Source organism: Streptomyces sp. NPDC052043 (assembly GCF_044548235.1).
GTDB lineage: Bacteria > Actinomycetota > Actinomycetes > Streptomycetales > Streptomycetaceae > Streptomyces.
This window is the reverse complement of the sequence record NZ_JBIUBT010000014.1, coordinates 110,758-125,077: the sequence shown is the minus strand read 5'-3', so window position 1 is coordinate 125,077 and position 14,320 is coordinate 110,758. Positions and strand designations below refer to the sequence as shown.

The following is a 14,320-nucleotide window of genomic DNA, read 5'->3' as shown; positions in this document are numbered from 1 at the left end:
GCCGCCGGAACCACGCACGAGGAGGTGGCGGCGCATGCGCTACGAGAACCGCGCCGACGCCGGGCGACGCCTGGCCCGGTGCCTGGAGTACCTGCGCGACGAGGACCTGGTGGTGCTCGCGGTGCCCCGGGGCGGCGTCCCGGTGGCCTTCGAGGTGGCCCGGCACCTGGGCGCTCCGCTCGACCTGGCCGTGGTGCGCAAGCTCCGCGTGCCCTGGCAGCCGGAACTCGGTTTCGGCGCCCTCGGTGAGCACGGGGTACGCGTCGTCGACCGGGCAGTCCTGAGCGAGAGCGGGCTGGCTCCCGCCGAGCGGGAGACCGTCGAAGACGCCGAGCGGGCCGAGTTGGAGCGGCTGCTGCGGCACCTTCGCGACGACCGGCCGCCCCTGCCCTTGGCGGGCCGGACCGCGCTCGTGGTGAACGACGCGCTGTGGACCGGCGCGGCCGCCGAGGCCGCCTGCCGGGTGGCGCGGACCCGCGGTGCCGAGCGGGTGATCCTCGCGGTCCCGGTCGGAACGGAGGCGGCGCTGCCGCACCTGCGCACGGTGGCCGACGAGGTCGTCTGCCTCCAGCCGCTGCGCCACCTCGGTTCCGTCGGGGCCTGGTACGCGGACTTCGGGCAGGTCACCGACTCGGAGGTCGCCATCCTGCTGTCCGAGGCCCAGCCGGCCGGCACGAGCGCCACGGCACCGCTGCCCCCGTCCCCCTCGGAATCCGGCTCGCCGGACCGGGAGATGGAGGTGCCGGCCGGTCCGGTGCGGTGTGCCGCGCGGCTCGGCCTGCCCCCCACGCCCCCGGTGGTGGTGGCCTACGCCCTCGGCTGCGCCGGCGGCCGGCATCGCCCGCCGCACCAGTGCGTCGCCGCCGCCCTGCACCGGGCGGGCCTCGGCACGCTGCTGATCGACCTGCTCACCGAGGACGAGGAGCGCACCCCGCACAACGTCTTCGACATCGTGCTGCTGGCCCGGCGCCTGCGGGCCGCCACCGACTGGCTGCGCCGGGAGACCGGCCTGCCCGTGAGCCTCTGCGGGGCGGGTACGGGCGCAGGCGCCGTGCTGGAGGCCGCCGCGGACGACGACGTCCGCGCCGTGGTCTGTCTCGGCGGCCGCCCCGACCTGACCCCGCCCGCGGCGCTGGCCCGGGTGAGCGCCGCCTGCCTGTTCGTCGTCGGCGCCCGCGACACACGACTGCTGGGCCTCAACCGGCTGGCGGCGGACTGGATGCGTTGTGACCACCGCGTCGTTCCTGTCCCCGGCGTCACCGACCTGTTCACCGAACCGGACGCGATGGAGACGGTGGCGGACCTGGCCCGGGACTGGTTCACCACCCATCTCGCCCTGCCGGAAGGGTCGTCGAGGCCGCTGACGTCGGCGTGAGCGGCACGGTGTGCCGCATCCTCGCGGTTCTTCGTCCTCGCGTCCGCCCGGGTGCGCCGACGTTCGTCGGACAGTACGGTGTCCTGCTGTGACGGCCGACAACAGGGCGGCGCTGCCGCGCAAGACCTACGAGAGGGAACTGCTCCGCCTCCAGACGCAGTTGGTGAGGCTCCAGGAGTGGGTGCGGGTCACCGGGGCCCGGCTGGTCGTGGTGTTCGAGGGGCGGGACGCGGCCGGCAAGGGCGGCACCATCAAGCGGGTGACCGAGCACCTCAACCCGCGCATCGCCCGGATCGTGGCACTGCCCGCGCCGACCGAGCGCCAGCGCACCCAGTGGTACTTCCAGCGGTACGTCGAGCAGTTGCCGGCCGCTGGGGAGATCGTGCTGTTCGACCGGTCCTGGTACAACCGGGCCGGGGTCGAGCACGTGATGGGCTTCTGCACCAAGGAGGAGTACCAGCGGTTCCTGCGCCAGTGCCCCGTGTTCGAGCGGATGCTGGTGGAGGACGGGGTCCTGCTGCGCAAGTACTGGTTCTCGGTGAGCGACGCCGTGCAGCAGGAGCGCTTCCTGCGCCGGCTGGAGGACCCGCTGCGGCGCTGGAAGCTGTCGCCGATGGACCTGGAGTCCATCACCCACTGGGAGGCGTACTCGCGGGCCAAGGACGAGATGATGGTGCACACGGACATCCCCGAGGCGCCGTGGTACGTCGTGGAGAGCGACGACAAGCGCCGCGCCCGGCTGAACATGATCGCCCATCTGCTCGGCACCGTGCCGTACCACGAGGTCTCACCGACGGTGCTGCGGTTGCCCGAGCGGCCGGCGCCGACCGGCTACGAGCGGCCGCCGCGCGATCTTCAGACCTACGTCCCCGATCGCACGGCTGACCTGTGACGTCACGCCCGTTCGGGCACGACGGCCACCGGGCAGGCCGAGTGGTGCAGGGCGGTGTGGGCGACCCGGCCGAGCTGGAGTCCGAACCGTCCCGGCCTGCGCCGGACCCCGACCACGAGCAGGTCGGCGCCCGGCGCGGCGGCCAGCAGCACCCGGCGGGCAGGCCCCTCCTCGGTGCGCCGGCGCACCTTCGCCTCCGGCGGTAGGTCCCGCAGCGCCGACTCCAGGGCGTCGGCGGCCCGCTCCTCGTACACCCGCTCGGGCTCCCCGCCGATCAGCGGATGGTCCAGGGCCTCGTGAGCGGGGCACCGCCAGGCCCGTACGGCCTCCAGTTCGGCCCCGCGGCGCAGGGCCTCCTCGGCGGCGAAGCGCACCGTGGCCGCGGAGCCGTCCCCGACGCCGACGACGATGCGGCCGTGCCTCGGGGTCCGGGCCTGGTTGTCGTGGTTGCCGCGGATCACGATCACGGGGCAGTCGGCGTGCGCGGCCACGAACAGGCTGACGGAACCGAGCAGCAGGTCGACGACCGCGCCGCGGCCGCGGGCGCCCACGACCAGGGCGGAGGCGTTCTTGCCCTCCCGCACCAGCGCGTACTCGGGCGCCTCGGGCAGCGCGGCCCTGCTGATCGGCAGGTCGGGGTGGCGGGCGCGGGCGCGCCGGGCGGCGGCCGCGACGACCTCCTCGGCCTCCACCTGGCCGTCCGGCTTGTCGAGTTCCGCCGCGAGTGCGGCGCCCTCGTAGCGTTCCCAGAGCGAGGCGTACACCACCCGCAGCGGCACCGCGCGCAGGGCGGCCTCGTCGGCGGCCCAGTCGGCGGCCCGCAGACTGGATTCGGAACCGTCAACTCCGACGACCAGCGGCAGATCCATGGTTCTCATCCTTCCTGTCCGAGGGTTCTCATCCTCCCTCTCCGAGAAGGACGGGGTCCTGTGGTGTTCGGTGGGCTGTGGTGTTCGGTGGGCTGTGCTCGTGGTCCTGCGACGCTTCCGCGACGGATGAACCGGTGCGTCGGTGCGTCGGTGCGTCGGTGCGTCGGTGCGTCGGTGATCCTCTTCCGAGCGTCCCTGCCACCTGGTGGGGCGGCCATGGGCCGCTGGTCCCGCGCCAGGGCCGACCGGCCCCTGACCGGGACCTTCCCTCTGGCTGGCAGGGTCGCGTCGGGCCGGGCAGCGTGGACGTGAGGACACAGAGGTGCGTCAAGGACGCCAGGGACGACTACTGCTCAGGGAGGTGGCCATGCAACCCTCTGAACCACGCCGCCGGGTGGTCGTGGGCGTGGACGGTTCGCCGTCCACGTACGCGGCGCTGCGCTGGGCCGCGGGGTACGCCCGGCTCGTCGGTGGTGTCGTGGAGGCGATCCACTCCTGGGACACGCCGTCGGCCATCGGCTGGGCCGGACCCGCGATCGATCCCGAGTTCGACCTGGAGCAGGCCCGGGAGCGCTTCACGGAGGCACTGCGCAGCGTCTTCGCGGACGACCGGCCTGCGCATCTGGTGGAGTACCTGGTCGAGGGCGATCCGTCGGAGGTGCTGATCCGCGCCTCGCAGGGGGCGGACGTCCTCGTCGTGGGCAGCCGGGGCCGCGGCGGCTTCGCCCGCGCGATGCTGGGCTCGGTCAGCCAGCGCTGTGCCCAGCACGCGGCCTGCCCGGTGGTCGTGGTGCGCCAGGAGTACGACCAACGACACCAACAGCCCTGACCCGTCCCGCGCGCCCGCCCCGAACACTCCGAGCGGTGAAGCCCGGTCGGCCTCCGACCGGGCCTCGTTCAATCCCCCGGCGAGGATCGTGGGCCCTCCGCGGTGCCCGCCGGCGCGTGCCAGACCAGCCGGGTGCCGCCGCCCTCGGGCGTGGTCCATTCCAGGCCGCCGCCCAGTCTGCGGGCCCGCTCGGCCATGTTGGCCAGACCGCTGCGGCGCCCGTCGGCGGGAATCCCCACGCCGTTGTCGGTGACCGTCAGCCGCACGCTCCGGCCGTCGGTCTCCAGCACCACCTCCGCGCGGTCGGCGTGCGCGTGCCGGGCCACGTTCGTCAGTGCCTCCGACAGGACCGCCACCACCTCGTCCGCGGTCTCCCGGGGCACATGGGTGTCCAGGAGCCCCTCCATCCGCACACCGGGCGCGAACCCGAGCACCGGCGCGGCCTCCCCGACCACCTGCACCGCCCGCGTCCGCAGTCCGGCGCCCGCCTCCTCGTCGTGCGCCCGCAGCCCGAAGATCGTCGATCTGATGATCTTGATGGTCTCGTCCAGGTCGTCGACCGCCCGCAGCACCCGTTCCTTGGCCCCCGGATGGTCGATGAACCGGCCCGCGCTCTGCAACGTCATGCCCGTCGCGAACAACCGCTGGATCGCCAGGTCGTGCAGGTCCCTGGCGATCCGGTCACGGTCCTCGAGCAGCGCGATCTGCTCCGCGTCCCGCCGCCGTCCCGCGAGCTCCATCGCCACGGCGGCCTGCGCCGCGAACCCCTTCAGCAGCTCCAGTTCCTTGGCGGAGAAGTCGGTCCCGCCGGCCTCCCGCACGAGCAGGACCACTCCGCGCACGGGATCGCCCGGATCCCCGACCGGCACGGCCACCGCGGGACCCAGGCCCGCGAACCGCGGCGGCCCCGCCGTCACCCGCGGGTCCCGCGCGATGTCCGGGCTGCTCACCGGTACCCCGCCGGCGAACGCCTCCCCGGTCAGCGTGCCCTCCACCGGCAGCACCAGCCCTCGGTGCGTCTCCGACTCGCGGCCGATCGCCAGCTCCACGCTCAGCGTGCCGGTCCCCTTCACCGGCGTCGACATCGCCGCCAGCGCCGCCCCCGTGATCTCCCGCGCGCGCTCGGCGATCAGCCCCAGGACCTCCGCCTGGTCGGCACCCGACATCAGGCTCTGCGTGATCTCCGCCATGGCCCGCAGCCAGCGCTCCCGCAGCCGCGACTCCTCGTACAGCCGCGCGTTGTCGATCGCCACGCCCGCCGCCACCGCCAGCGTGGCAAGGACCGACTCGTCGTCCTCGTCGAACTCCAGCCCGCCGCGCTTCTCGGTCAGGTACAGATTGCCGAAGACCTGGTCCCGCACCCGGATCGGAACGCCGAGGAACGTGTTCATCGGCGGATGGTGCTCCGGGAAGCCGTACGACGCCGGATGCTCCGACAGCTTCGACAGCCGCAGCGGTTCCGGATGCCGGATCAGCTCCCCCAGGATCCCGTGCCCTTCGGGGTACGCGCCGATCTGCGTGATCCGCTCCTCGCCCACTCCGACCGTGTGGAACGCCGACAACCGCCTGCCGTCCGGACCGATCACGCCCAGCGCCGCGTACTCGGCGTCCACCAGCGTCGCCGCGGCGTCCACGATGCTGTACAGCACCTGCTCCAGGTCCAGCTCCCGGCCGACCGCGAGCACCGCCTCCAGCAGACTGTGCACCCGGTCCCGGGTACCCCGTGCCGCGTCCAGGCGCGCCTGCAACTCCCCCAGGAGCTCGTCCAAGCGCAACTGCGGCAGCCGCACACGGGCCTCCCCTGACTCCCCGGAACCACCCACCGGCGACCCTCCAAACCCCCGCGCACCACCGAAAGCCGTTTCACCCACCTGCCAGCCACATTAACGGCCCCGGCAGGGGAGGGCACCGGGAGCCCGGCAGGTTCGGCTGGTGGCGCCGCGGCGGCCCGTCCACAATGGTCCTCTGTCCCGCAGGGGAGGACCGGATGACCCGATTCCTCGTGGCCGGCATCGACGCGTCCCGGGAGAGCCTCGTCGCGGGCGAGTGGGCGGCCGAGGAGGCGGACCGCCGCGGTCTGGAGCTGCGTCTGGTGCACGCCGCGCCGGCGCCCGCCGACGGCCTCGCCGAACCGCCCGTGGCCCTCTCCTGGCAGCGGTCCGGCGAGGAGGTGCTGGGGCGTGCCGAGGCCTCTCTCGCCGCGGGGCGTCCCGGTGTGGCGATGAGCCGCGTGCAGGTGACCGGCTCCGCGCCGGCCGCCTTGCTCTCCGCCGCCCGGACGGCCGAACTCCTCGTCGTCGGCGCTCGGGGGGACGGCGGATTCGACGGCCTCGTGGTGGGTTCGACGGCGCTGGCGGCGGCGAGCCGCGCGCCCTGTCCCGTGGTGGTCGTGCCCCGGCCTCCCGCCACCGCACGGCACGAAGCGGAGGTGGCCGTGGGTGTCGACACCCGCACGGCGGCCGCGTCCCCCGTGGACTTCGCCTTCGGCGCCGCCCGGCTCCGTGCGGCACGGGTGCGTGCCGTGCACGCCTGGGCGCTCGCCGGAGCGCCGCCGTGGACCGCGCTCGCGGTGCCCGAGGAGGACCGGGCGGCATGGGAGGACGAGGAGGTCCAGCGGCTGTCCGACGTGCTCCGGGGCCCGCGGGAGAGCTGTCCGGACGTCCCCGTGCTGCCCGACGTGGTCCTGCTGCACCCGGCCTACGCGCTGGTGCACGCCTCGCGGCGGGCCGGCCTGCTCGTCGTCGGCCGGCGTGCGAGCCCGCGGGCGGCCGAGCAGCGGCTGGGTCCCGTGGCCCACGCCGTCCTGCACCACGCCCGCTGCCCGGTGGCCGTCGTGCCCCACGGGTGACCGGGCGTCAGGTGCCGAAGAACACGTCGAACTCCTCGTACAGCTCCATGGGGACCAGCTTGTTCGTGCCCGTCACCTCCGCGAGCGGGACGCGTACGACGTCCGTGCCGCGCAGTGCCACCATCGTGCCGAAGGCGCCGTCCCTGAGGGCGTCCACCGCGTGCAGTCCGAAGCGGGTGGCGAGCCACCGGTCGTAGGCGGACGGCGTACCGCCCCGCTGGACGTGGCCGAGCACCGTCGTGCGCGCCTCCTTGCGGGTACGGCTCTCCAGCTCCCGGGCCAGCCAGTCGCCGATGCCGGACAGCCGCACGTGCCCGAACTCGTCGCGCGACTCGTCCTTGACCACCATCTGCCCGGCCCGCGGGACCGCCCCCTCCGCGACGACGACGATCGGCGCGTAGTTGATCTCGAAACGCCGCTCCACCCAGGCGCGCACCCGGTCGACGTCGAACTCCACCTCCGGGATGAGGATGGCGTTGGCGCCGCCCGCGACGCCCGCGTGCAGGGCGATCCATCCGGAGTGGCGCCCCATCACCTCGACGACCAGCGTGCGCTTGTGCGACTCGGCGGTGGTGTGCAGGCGGTCGATGGCCTCGGTCGCGATGCCGACCGCGGTGTCGAAGCCGAAGGTGTAGTCGGTGCCGCCCACGTCGTTGTCGATGGTCTTGGGCACGCCGACCAGGTCGACCCCCGCGTCGGACAGCGCGCTCGCGACACTGAGGGTGTCCTCTCCGCCGATGACCACGAGGGCGTCGATCCCGTGCGTGCGGAGGGTCTCGCGGACGCGGTCGACGCCGTCGTCGAGCCGGAGCGGGTTGGTGCGGGAGGAGCCGAGGATCGTGCCGCCGAGCGGCAGGATCCCGCGCACGGCCGCGACGTCCAGGGGACGGGTCATGTTCTTGACGGCGCCGCCCCAGCCGTCCGCGATCCCGACGAACTCCCAGGCGTACTCCTGCACACCCTTGCGCACGACACTGCGGATCACCGCGTTCAGACCGGGACAGTCGCCGCCTCCGGTCAGCACTCCCACCCGCATGGCCACTCCCTCGCAGATCTCCCTCCAGCTTGGACCCACCGGCCACGGGACGCACGGCACGTCCGCCGGGCGAGGTGACGTCGGGCGCCGTCACATGGGGAACGACAGCAGGCGTACCGGGCCGGTCGGCCAGGCCGCCCCGTCGTGCAGTGGCGTGACCATGGTCCGCAGCGGCATCAGCACGGTCCCGCCGGGTTGCTCGACGTGCACGTCCTGGTCCAGCGCCCGCCAGCCGAGCCGTTCGTAGAACGGGACGAGAGGCTGCCGGCAGAAGAGCAGTCCGTGCCGAGGTCCCAGCGTCCGCGCGTGGTCCAGGGCCGCCGCGATCACCCGGCGCGCCAGTCCGTGGCCCCGCACGTCCGGTGCGACGGCCACTCCGCCGACGCCCACCGCTTCCGTGCTGTCGCCGCCGATCGACAGGGGCAGTCTGAGCAGCCCGGCATGGGCCACAAGGCGGTCTCCCAGCCTGACGCCGAAGTGGTGCTCCTTGGGCAGCCAGGTGAGTCCGGCGTACGCGACGCCGAAGGGATCCGCGCCCTCGCCGAGGATCTCCTTCTGCTCGGCCTGTGAGTAGCGCGTGAGCCGCACCACGGCCGGCGGGGTGGGACGGAGGTGATCAGTCATGGCGACATGATCCCGTTCGCGTCGGCGCGCGGCCAGGCCCCCGGTGCCCGGTGCCCGGGTCCGCTCTCCCTCCGCCCACCCCCACGCAATTCTTGTCACTATGGTCGGGTATGGGCCTTTTACGGATCCGAACGGCGGCTCAGCCCATGTCCTGGCTTCTGGATCACTGGAAAGTGGCTGCGACGGTGCGGGGACAACCGAGGCGTGCCCTGGTGGCCCTGCCGTTCGTGATGATCGCGCTGATCGCCCTCGCGGACGCGCTGACTCCGCCGTACGTGGAACTCGGACCGCTGCTGATGGCGGCGCCCGCCGTCACCGCCGCGTTCGCCGGGCCCAGGCTCACCGCGCTGGTCAGTGTCCTGGCCGTGGGTGCCCGGCTCCTGGTGGCCTCGTTGCAGCACACGGTGGGGGTCTCGGGCCGGGACGGGGAGATCGCCGCGCTGGCCGCGGGCGCCATCGTGGTGGTCGTCTTCACGGCCGTACGCGACCGGCACCGGCGCGTGCTGAGCCAGGTCCGCTCCGTGTCCGAGACCGCGCAGAAGGTCCTGCTGCGGCCGCTGCCGGACCGCATCGGGCCGCTGACGGTCGCGTCGGTCTATCTCGCCGCCGAAGCCGAGGCGCAGATCGGCGGAGACCTGTATGCCGCGGCGCGCACCCGCACCAGCACCCGGCTGCTCATCGGCGACGTCCGGGGCAAGGGGCTGCCCGCGGTCGGGGACGCCGCGCTGCTGCTCGGGTCCTTCTACGGGTTCGCCCACCGCCAGGAGAGCCTGCCGGCCCTCGCGGAACACCTGGACGGCAGCGTCAGATGGGATCCGCACAGCGGCCAGGACAACGGCGAGGAGCGCTTCGTCACGGCGGTGCTCCTGGACGTCCCCGACCACGGCGGCTGCGTCGAGGTGGTCAACTGCGGGCACCCCCCGCCGCTGATGCTGCGTCACGGCACCGTGGCGCAGCTCGACCGCAGCCAGTCGGCGCCGCCGCTCGGGCTCGGCGAGTTCAACGTCGGCGAGTACGCCCTCGACAAGTTCACCTTCGAGGAGGGTGACCTGCTGCTGCTGTACACCGACGGCGTGATCGAGGCCCGTGACCGTTCCGGCGCCTTCTACCTGCTGCCCGAGCGTCTCGCCGCGTGGGGCGACGGCACACCCGAGGAGGTGCTCCGGCGTCTGCGCGGCGACCTCCTCGCGTACGTGGGGGGCCGCCTCGCCGACGACGCCGCGGCCATCGCGGTCATGTGCGCGCCGCCGGCCCGGCTCCCGTCGGTCACGCAGGACGCGACGACGTGAGCGCCGGCCTCCACGACAGGCTTCGCGCGGAGGTCGCCGCACGGGCGGACATGCTGTGGGAGGTCGCCCTCGGGCTGCACGCCGACCCCGAATGCGCCTTCGCCGAGCATCGGGCCGCCGCCCTGCTGACGGGTGAGCTGGAGAAGGCCGGTTTCGCGGTGGAGCGCGGGGTGGCCGGCATGCCCACCGCCTTCACCGCCCGCTCGGGTCACGGCCGCCCCGCCGTGGCGCTGCTGCTGGAGTACGACGCGCTGCCCGGCCTCGGGCACGCCTGCGGTCACCACCTGATCGCGGCCGCCGGCCTGGGAGCGGCGCTCGCGCTGGACACGGTGCTCGACGGCTCGGCGGGGTGCGTGACGGCGGTGGGCACCCCGGCCGAGGAGCGCGGCGGCGGCAAGGTCCTGGAGGTGGAGGCCGGTGTGTTCGACGGTGTCGACGCCGCGCTGATGTTCCACCCGGGGGTGTACGGCTGGACGCGGGCGCCGCTGACCGCGTCGGTGCAGTACCGGGTGGCCTTCCACGGCCGCGCCGCGCACCCCACCGGCAACCCGGCCGAGGGCGTCGACGCGCTCCTGGCGCTCATGGAGCTGTTCAGCGTGCTGACCGCGCTGGGCCGGCGCCTGCCGGAGGCCTCCCACGTCCAGGGCATCGTCACCGACGGAGGCACGGCCACCAACATCGTCCCGGAGTACGCGGAGGGGCTGTTCGGCCTGCGCGCGGCGACGACCCGAGCGTTGGAGGACCTGACCGGGCACCTGCGTGCCTGCGCCGAGGGCGTCGCCCTGGCCACGGGCACCAGGGCCGAGGTGGAGCGCACGACGGTCCGCTACGAGCACTTCCGTGACAGCGGCGTACTGTCCGAACGGTTCGCCGAGCACCTGTCACGGGCCGGGATCACGCTGACACCGCCCGTGCCGGGCATCCACCTGGGGTCGTCGGACATCGGCAACGTCAGCGCGCGCGTGCCCGCCATCCACCCCTTCGTCGCGATCATGGACGACGGATCCGACCACACCCCGGAGTTCGCCGCGGCCGGTGCCTCCCCGCGGGCCCGCGACACGCTCGTCGCGGTGACCGGCGCGCTGGCGTGCACGGCCGCGGACGTCCTGGTGAGCGCGGACCTGCGCGAAAAGGCGCGGACACACCACCGGCACGCGCAACGCGCGTGACGCCGCCGCATCCGCATCCCACCGGACCCGCCGCCCGGAGCCGGGATCCCACACGACTTTGCCATCCCTTTACAACCTGCCCCTGCTCCGCCTCGTCTCTCCGCTCGATCCGCCAACGCCCGCCCGCCGACCGGCGGGCGGGCGCCGACGAAAGAGAGCGATCCGATGCGCCGAACCATCCTCACCGTCGCGGCAGCCGCCTGCACCGCCGTGCTGGCGGGAACCGCACCCGCCTTCGCCGACGGGGCCGCTCCCTCCCCGGTCCCCTCCAGGGCCACCACGCCCGCCGAGGCCGGCTCGGCGACCCCCGCGCCGATCGCCGAACCGACCCGTGCCCCGGCCGGTGACCAGGTCCGCGCGGTGCCGGCCGGCGCGCCCGACACGGGTGTGACCACCCCCGCCCAGGACTCCGGCTCGCGGGACGGCCTCATCGGCGGCGGCGCCGGCATCGCGCTGGTCGCGGCCGGCGGGGCCGTCCTCGCCGTCCGCCGCCGCCGGGCGACCGGCGCATGACACCGCTCTCCAGGCGCGCGTTCGGAACCGCGGCGCTGACCGCGCTGCTCACGGGCTGCCAAGGCGCGGTCGGCGGCCGGTCCGTGACCGCGACCGCCCACCCCGCGGCCCCGAACACGGCCGACCGCACGCCGAGCACCCCGGGCGCCGCCGACTCCCCGCGTCCACTGGGGCGTTCGGTCCCGGTCCGGCTTCTGATCCCGGCCATCGGGGTCGACACCCCGTTGCTGAGCCTGGGTCTGGAACGGGACGGCACCGTGGAGGTGCCCCCGGTCACCGCACACGACCGGGCGGGCTGGTACCGGCACTCCCCCACACCGGGGCAGCTCGGACCGTCGGTCGTCCTCGGCCATGTCACGGTCGGTCCCTACGGCGACGGGGTCTTCCGTCACCTGGACCGGCTGCGGACCGGCGAGACGATCGTCGCCCGCCTGGAGAACGGCACACAGGCGCAGTTCGCCGTCACCTCCGTACGGACGGTGGCCAAGGCGCGCTTCCCGACCGACGACGTCTACGGGAACGTGGACCGCCCGGAGTTGCGGCTCATCACCTGCGGCGGCCCGCGCGACGGCGACGGCTACCGCGACAACGTGATCGTCTTCGCCACCCTCGGCGCCACCGCCCCCTGACGCCGACGACCGGCTCCACGACGGCGGCCGGGCCGGCGGAACACGACACCGCCGGCCCGGCATCCTTCCTCCAGGAGCCGCCGACCCGCCCGCAGCCCCACCGTTTTTCCCCGCACACACGTGCCCGACGCGGCACCCCGACTCTGGAGAGCGTTGAAACGGTCCCGCGACAAGGCAGCGGCCGAACTGTTCGCCGCCCTGTACCCGCGCCTCGCCGGCTGGTGCCGCCGGCTCGTCGACGACGACGAGACGGCCCACGAGATTGCCTCAGAGGCGTTCACCCGGCTCTGGGCCCGCTGGACGTCCGTCGAGGAGCCCCACGGGTTTCTCTATGTGACCGCGGCCAACATCGTCCGCGACCACTGGCGCAAGCAGGAACGCGAGCGCCGCGCCGTGCGCCGCGCCACCACCGAGGCCGCGATCCGCCCCCACTCCGAGCAGACGGACCCGTCGGTACGCCTGCTCGTGCAGTCCCTGCCGGAACGACTGCGCGTCCCGATCCTTCTCCACTACTACGCTGACATGCCGATCCGGGAGGTGTCCGTGCTGACCGGACGCAAGGAAGGCACCGTCAAAGCCGATCTCCATGCGGCCCGAGAACTGCTCCGCGTCCACCTCAGGAGAAGCCTTGACCCCTCGCTTTGACCACGACCCGGAGTTCGCGCCCGACGACCCGCTCACGGTGCTCCTGCGGCCCCCCGCCGACCGTCTCGGGCCGCCCCCGGGCCGCTACGAGGCGATCCGTCGCGCGGCCGGCCGCCGCAGGCTGCTGCGGGCCGCGGCCGGAGCGGCCCTGACCTGTGCGGCGGCCGCCGTCGTCGTACTGCCGCCGCTTCTGTCGGCTCCCTCCTCCCCCGCCACGCCCACGGTTCCGCTGGCTCCGCCGCCTCCCGCGACCGCACCGGCCCCCAGCCCCACGACCGCACCGACGGCACGCCCGTCGGACTCCGTCACCCCGCGCCCCCTCGAGGACCCGGCGACCAGGACGATCCCGCACACCCCGAACCGCGCCGCGACAACCGGCAGCCCCGGCCCGGACGTGCCCGACCCGGTCCGTCCGACACCGGCCGCCGAGGTGTCCCGGGTGCTTCGCACGCCCGGAACAGTAACTCCCCGCTAGGGACGGTCCGTTCACAGACGCGTGCGGGCCGGGGCATCCCCGGCCCGCACCAGCGGCCGCGCCGCGCCGTCAGTCCTTGATGAAGTCCTGGACCACCTTCGGCGGCCAGACGCCGACTTTCAGCACCCCCATGGAGTACGCGCGGGAGACCAGCGCCGCCCGGTTCGGCACCCGGAGTTTCCGCAGCAGACAGGTCACGTGGTACTCGATGCCCTGCCGGCTCAGGTGCAGTCGCGAGGCGAGCGGGATCGTGGAGAGTCCGGAGGCTATGCCTTCGAGGATCCGGGCGTCGATCGGGCTCAGCAGCTTCTTGCCGCGTCCGCCCACGACCTCCGAGTCGGCCGCGTCGTCCTGTGCGCCGGGCATCATGACCAGGATCGAGGACTCGTCGGGGAGACCGCCGCGCACCATGAGCGCCGTCAGCGGGACGGTGAAGGTGGCGTCGTCCCGCCCCACCGCGATGACGTCGGTGACGAAGCGATCACGCCGGCCCTCGATGAGGCCGGTGAACTGCCGCATCAGCGGCTGCTGGACACTGGGGTGGACGAGGTCGCTGAAGGTCCGGCCGCACAGCTCCGCGGACGAGCCTCCGAACTGCCAGAAGAATCCCTCACTGACCTGCTGGATGGTCAGGGTCTGGTCGAGACGGGCCATGGTGAGGCGGCCCTCGTCGGGCAACGCGGTCTGCGGCGATCCGCCGCCCTCGACGAGGTCGCGTGCACGGCCCTTCCCCGAAGAGGCAAGGGTGGACGTGAGGGTGCTCGTCCCACGTCGGGAGTTGGTGACCTGCGGCATAATCGCCCTTCGTGCGGTGGGGGGTTGTACTCCGCGTGCGGTGGACCCGGTCCTCCCGGGCCCCGACGGGACGGTTCGGCACGACGGCGCCCGGGCGCCCCCGAAGGGAGGGGCGCACACCGACGTTGGCGGCGGGCAGTGCCTCACGCGTCTGACAACGTTGCCGGACAGCGGCCTCTCGGCGCCGTCACCGAACGTCGGTCCGCGCAGCGGTGAGTACTCATGTGATGGGTGAACAGGTATCGGGTTCCCGTGGTCTTCGTGGTCTCCTGGTCACGAAACCCGCCGATCCTCCGGCGCTTTCCCCTCTCCTCTCGCGCTCCTCTCCCGGG

At 73.8% G+C, this 14,320-nt stretch carries 15 protein-coding genes; 10 read left to right on the top strand and 5 right to left on the bottom strand.

Going from position 1 to position 14,320, the window contains the following annotated elements; genetic code table 11:
* Positions 1–34 precede the first annotated feature (34 nt).
* Positions 35–1,375 (top strand): phosphoribosyltransferase family protein, encoded by a 1,341-nt coding sequence (locus tag ACIHCX_RS30310; RefSeq protein ID WP_400035035.1) that lies wholly within the window; start codon positions 35–37, stop codon positions 1,373–1,375.
* An 88-nt stretch (positions 1,376–1,463) separates the two neighbouring features.
* Entirely contained in the window at positions 1,464–2,267 is an 804-nt protein-coding gene (gene ppk2 / locus ACIHCX_RS30305) for a polyphosphate kinase 2 (RefSeq protein WP_400035033.1), read from the top strand.
* A 2-nt stretch (positions 2,268–2,269) separates the two neighbouring features.
* Here ppk2 and ACIHCX_RS30300 read toward each other — a convergent pair whose 3' ends face one another.
* On the bottom strand, positions 2,270–3,136 hold the full coding sequence (locus ACIHCX_RS30300; RefSeq protein WP_400035031.1) for a universal stress protein: 867 nt from the start codon (positions 3,134–3,136) through the stop codon (positions 2,270–2,272).
* Positions 3,137–3,503: 367 nt separating this feature from the next.
* On the opposite strand from ACIHCX_RS30300, the gene ACIHCX_RS30295 reads away from it, so the two are divergent.
* The gene (locus ACIHCX_RS30295; RefSeq protein WP_400035029.1) at positions 3,504–3,965 is read left to right on the top strand and encodes a universal stress protein; all 462 of its coding nucleotides are present in this window, start codon (positions 3,504–3,506) and stop codon (positions 3,963–3,965) included.
* Between the two features lie 68 nt (positions 3,966–4,033).
* Here ACIHCX_RS30295 and ACIHCX_RS30290 read toward each other — a convergent pair whose 3' ends face one another.
* Positions 4,034–5,755, bottom strand: a complete 1,722-nt coding sequence (locus tag ACIHCX_RS30290; protein WP_400035027.1) for a GAF domain-containing protein — start codon at positions 5,753–5,755, stop codon at positions 4,034–4,036.
* Positions 5,756–5,952: 197 nt separating this feature from the next.
* Between ACIHCX_RS30290 and ACIHCX_RS30285 the strand changes: the two genes are divergently transcribed.
* Positions 5,953–6,813 carry a universal stress protein gene (locus tag ACIHCX_RS30285; RefSeq protein WP_400035025.1) on the top strand — a complete coding sequence of 287 codons (861 nt, stop codon included), beginning with the start codon at positions 5,953–5,955 and terminating at the stop codon, positions 6,811–6,813.
* Between the two features lie 7 nt (positions 6,814–6,820).
* Here the strand turns inward: ACIHCX_RS30285 and ACIHCX_RS30280 are convergent, their stop codons facing one another.
* Together ACIHCX_RS30280 and ACIHCX_RS30275 are read right to left on the bottom strand one after the other, a co-directional pair.
* On the bottom strand, positions 6,821–7,849 hold the full coding sequence (locus tag ACIHCX_RS30280; protein WP_400035023.1) for a 6-phosphofructokinase: 1,029 nt from the start codon (positions 7,847–7,849) through the stop codon (positions 6,821–6,823).
* Positions 7,850–7,939: 90 nt separating this feature from the next.
* On the bottom strand, positions 7,940–8,473 hold the full coding sequence (locus tag ACIHCX_RS30275; protein WP_400035021.1) for a GNAT family N-acetyltransferase: 534 nt from the start codon (positions 8,471–8,473) through the stop codon (positions 7,940–7,942).
* A gap of 212 nt (positions 8,474–8,685) precedes the next feature.
* On the opposite strand from ACIHCX_RS30275, the gene ACIHCX_RS30270 reads away from it, so the two are divergent.
* The 6 genes from ACIHCX_RS30270 to ACIHCX_RS30245 all read left to right on the top strand — a co-directional run bounded on the left by ACIHCX_RS30270 (position 8,686) and on the right by ACIHCX_RS30245 (position 13,193).
* Entirely contained in the window at positions 8,686–9,762 is a 1,077-nt protein-coding gene (locus ACIHCX_RS30270) for a PP2C family protein-serine/threonine phosphatase (protein ID WP_400035019.1), read from the top strand.
* Positions 9,763–9,812: 50 nt separating this feature from the next.
* Complete coding sequence (locus tag ACIHCX_RS30265; RefSeq protein WP_400035224.1) at positions 9,813–10,931, top strand: amidohydrolase; 1,119 nt, start codon at positions 9,813–9,815, stop codon at positions 10,929–10,931.
* 165 nt (positions 10,932–11,096) lie between these two features.
* Positions 11,097–11,444, top strand: a complete 348-nt coding sequence (locus ACIHCX_RS30260; protein ID WP_400035017.1) for a sortase-dependent protein — start codon at positions 11,097–11,099, stop codon at positions 11,442–11,444.
* Complete coding sequence (locus tag ACIHCX_RS30255; protein WP_400035015.1) at positions 11,441–12,073, top strand: class F sortase; 633 nt, start codon at positions 11,441–11,443, stop codon at positions 12,071–12,073. Before ACIHCX_RS30260 ends, ACIHCX_RS30255 begins: the two co-directional genes overlap by 4 nt.
* Before the next feature lie 153 nt (positions 12,074–12,226).
* Entirely contained in the window at positions 12,227–12,718 is a 492-nt protein-coding gene (locus ACIHCX_RS30250) for an RNA polymerase sigma factor (RefSeq protein ID WP_400035013.1), read from the top strand.
* On the top strand, positions 12,702–13,193 hold the full coding sequence (locus tag ACIHCX_RS30245) for a hypothetical protein (protein WP_400035011.1): 492 nt from the start codon (positions 12,702–12,704) through the stop codon (positions 13,191–13,193). The genes ACIHCX_RS30250 and ACIHCX_RS30245 overlap by 17 nt, the downstream gene beginning before the upstream one ends.
* 69 nt (positions 13,194–13,262) lie before the next feature.
* Here ACIHCX_RS30245 and ACIHCX_RS30240 read toward each other — a convergent pair whose 3' ends face one another.
* Positions 13,263–13,847, bottom strand: a complete 585-nt coding sequence (locus tag ACIHCX_RS30240; protein WP_400035222.1) for a LuxR C-terminal-related transcriptional regulator — start codon at positions 13,845–13,847, stop codon at positions 13,263–13,265.
* Positions 13,848–14,320 lie beyond the last annotated feature (473 nt).

Coding starts and splice junctions, on each gene's coding strand:
- ACIHCX_RS30240 (WP_400035222.1), bottom strand. CDS start 13,847: ATGGCCCGTCTCGACCAGACCCTGACCATCCAGCAGGTCAGTGAGGGA.
- ACIHCX_RS30255 (WP_400035015.1), top strand. CDS start 11,441: ATGACACCGCTCTCCAGGCGCGCGTTCGGAACCGCGGCGCTGACCGCG.
- ACIHCX_RS30310 (WP_400035035.1), top strand. CDS start 35: ATGCGCTACGAGAACCGCGCCGACGCCGGGCGACGCCTGGCCCGGTGC.
- ACIHCX_RS30300 (WP_400035031.1), bottom strand. CDS start 3,136: ATGGATCTGCCGCTGGTCGTCGGAGTTGACGGTTCCGAATCCAGTCTG.
- ACIHCX_RS30295 (WP_400035029.1), top strand. CDS start 3,504: ATGCAACCCTCTGAACCACGCCGCCGGGTGGTCGTGGGCGTGGACGGT.
- ACIHCX_RS30260 (WP_400035017.1), top strand. CDS start 11,097: ATGCGCCGAACCATCCTCACCGTCGCGGCAGCCGCCTGCACCGCCGTG.
- ACIHCX_RS30280 (WP_400035023.1), bottom strand. CDS start 7,849: ATGCGGGTGGGAGTGCTGACCGGAGGCGGCGACTGTCCCGGTCTGAAC.
- ACIHCX_RS30275 (WP_400035021.1), bottom strand. CDS start 8,473: ATGACTGATCACCTCCGTCCCACCCCGCCGGCCGTGGTGCGGCTCACG.
- ACIHCX_RS30265 (WP_400035224.1), top strand. CDS start 9,813: ATGCTGTGGGAGGTCGCCCTCGGGCTGCACGCCGACCCCGAATGCGCC.
- ACIHCX_RS30285 (WP_400035025.1), top strand. CDS start 5,953: ATGACCCGATTCCTCGTGGCCGGCATCGACGCGTCCCGGGAGAGCCTC.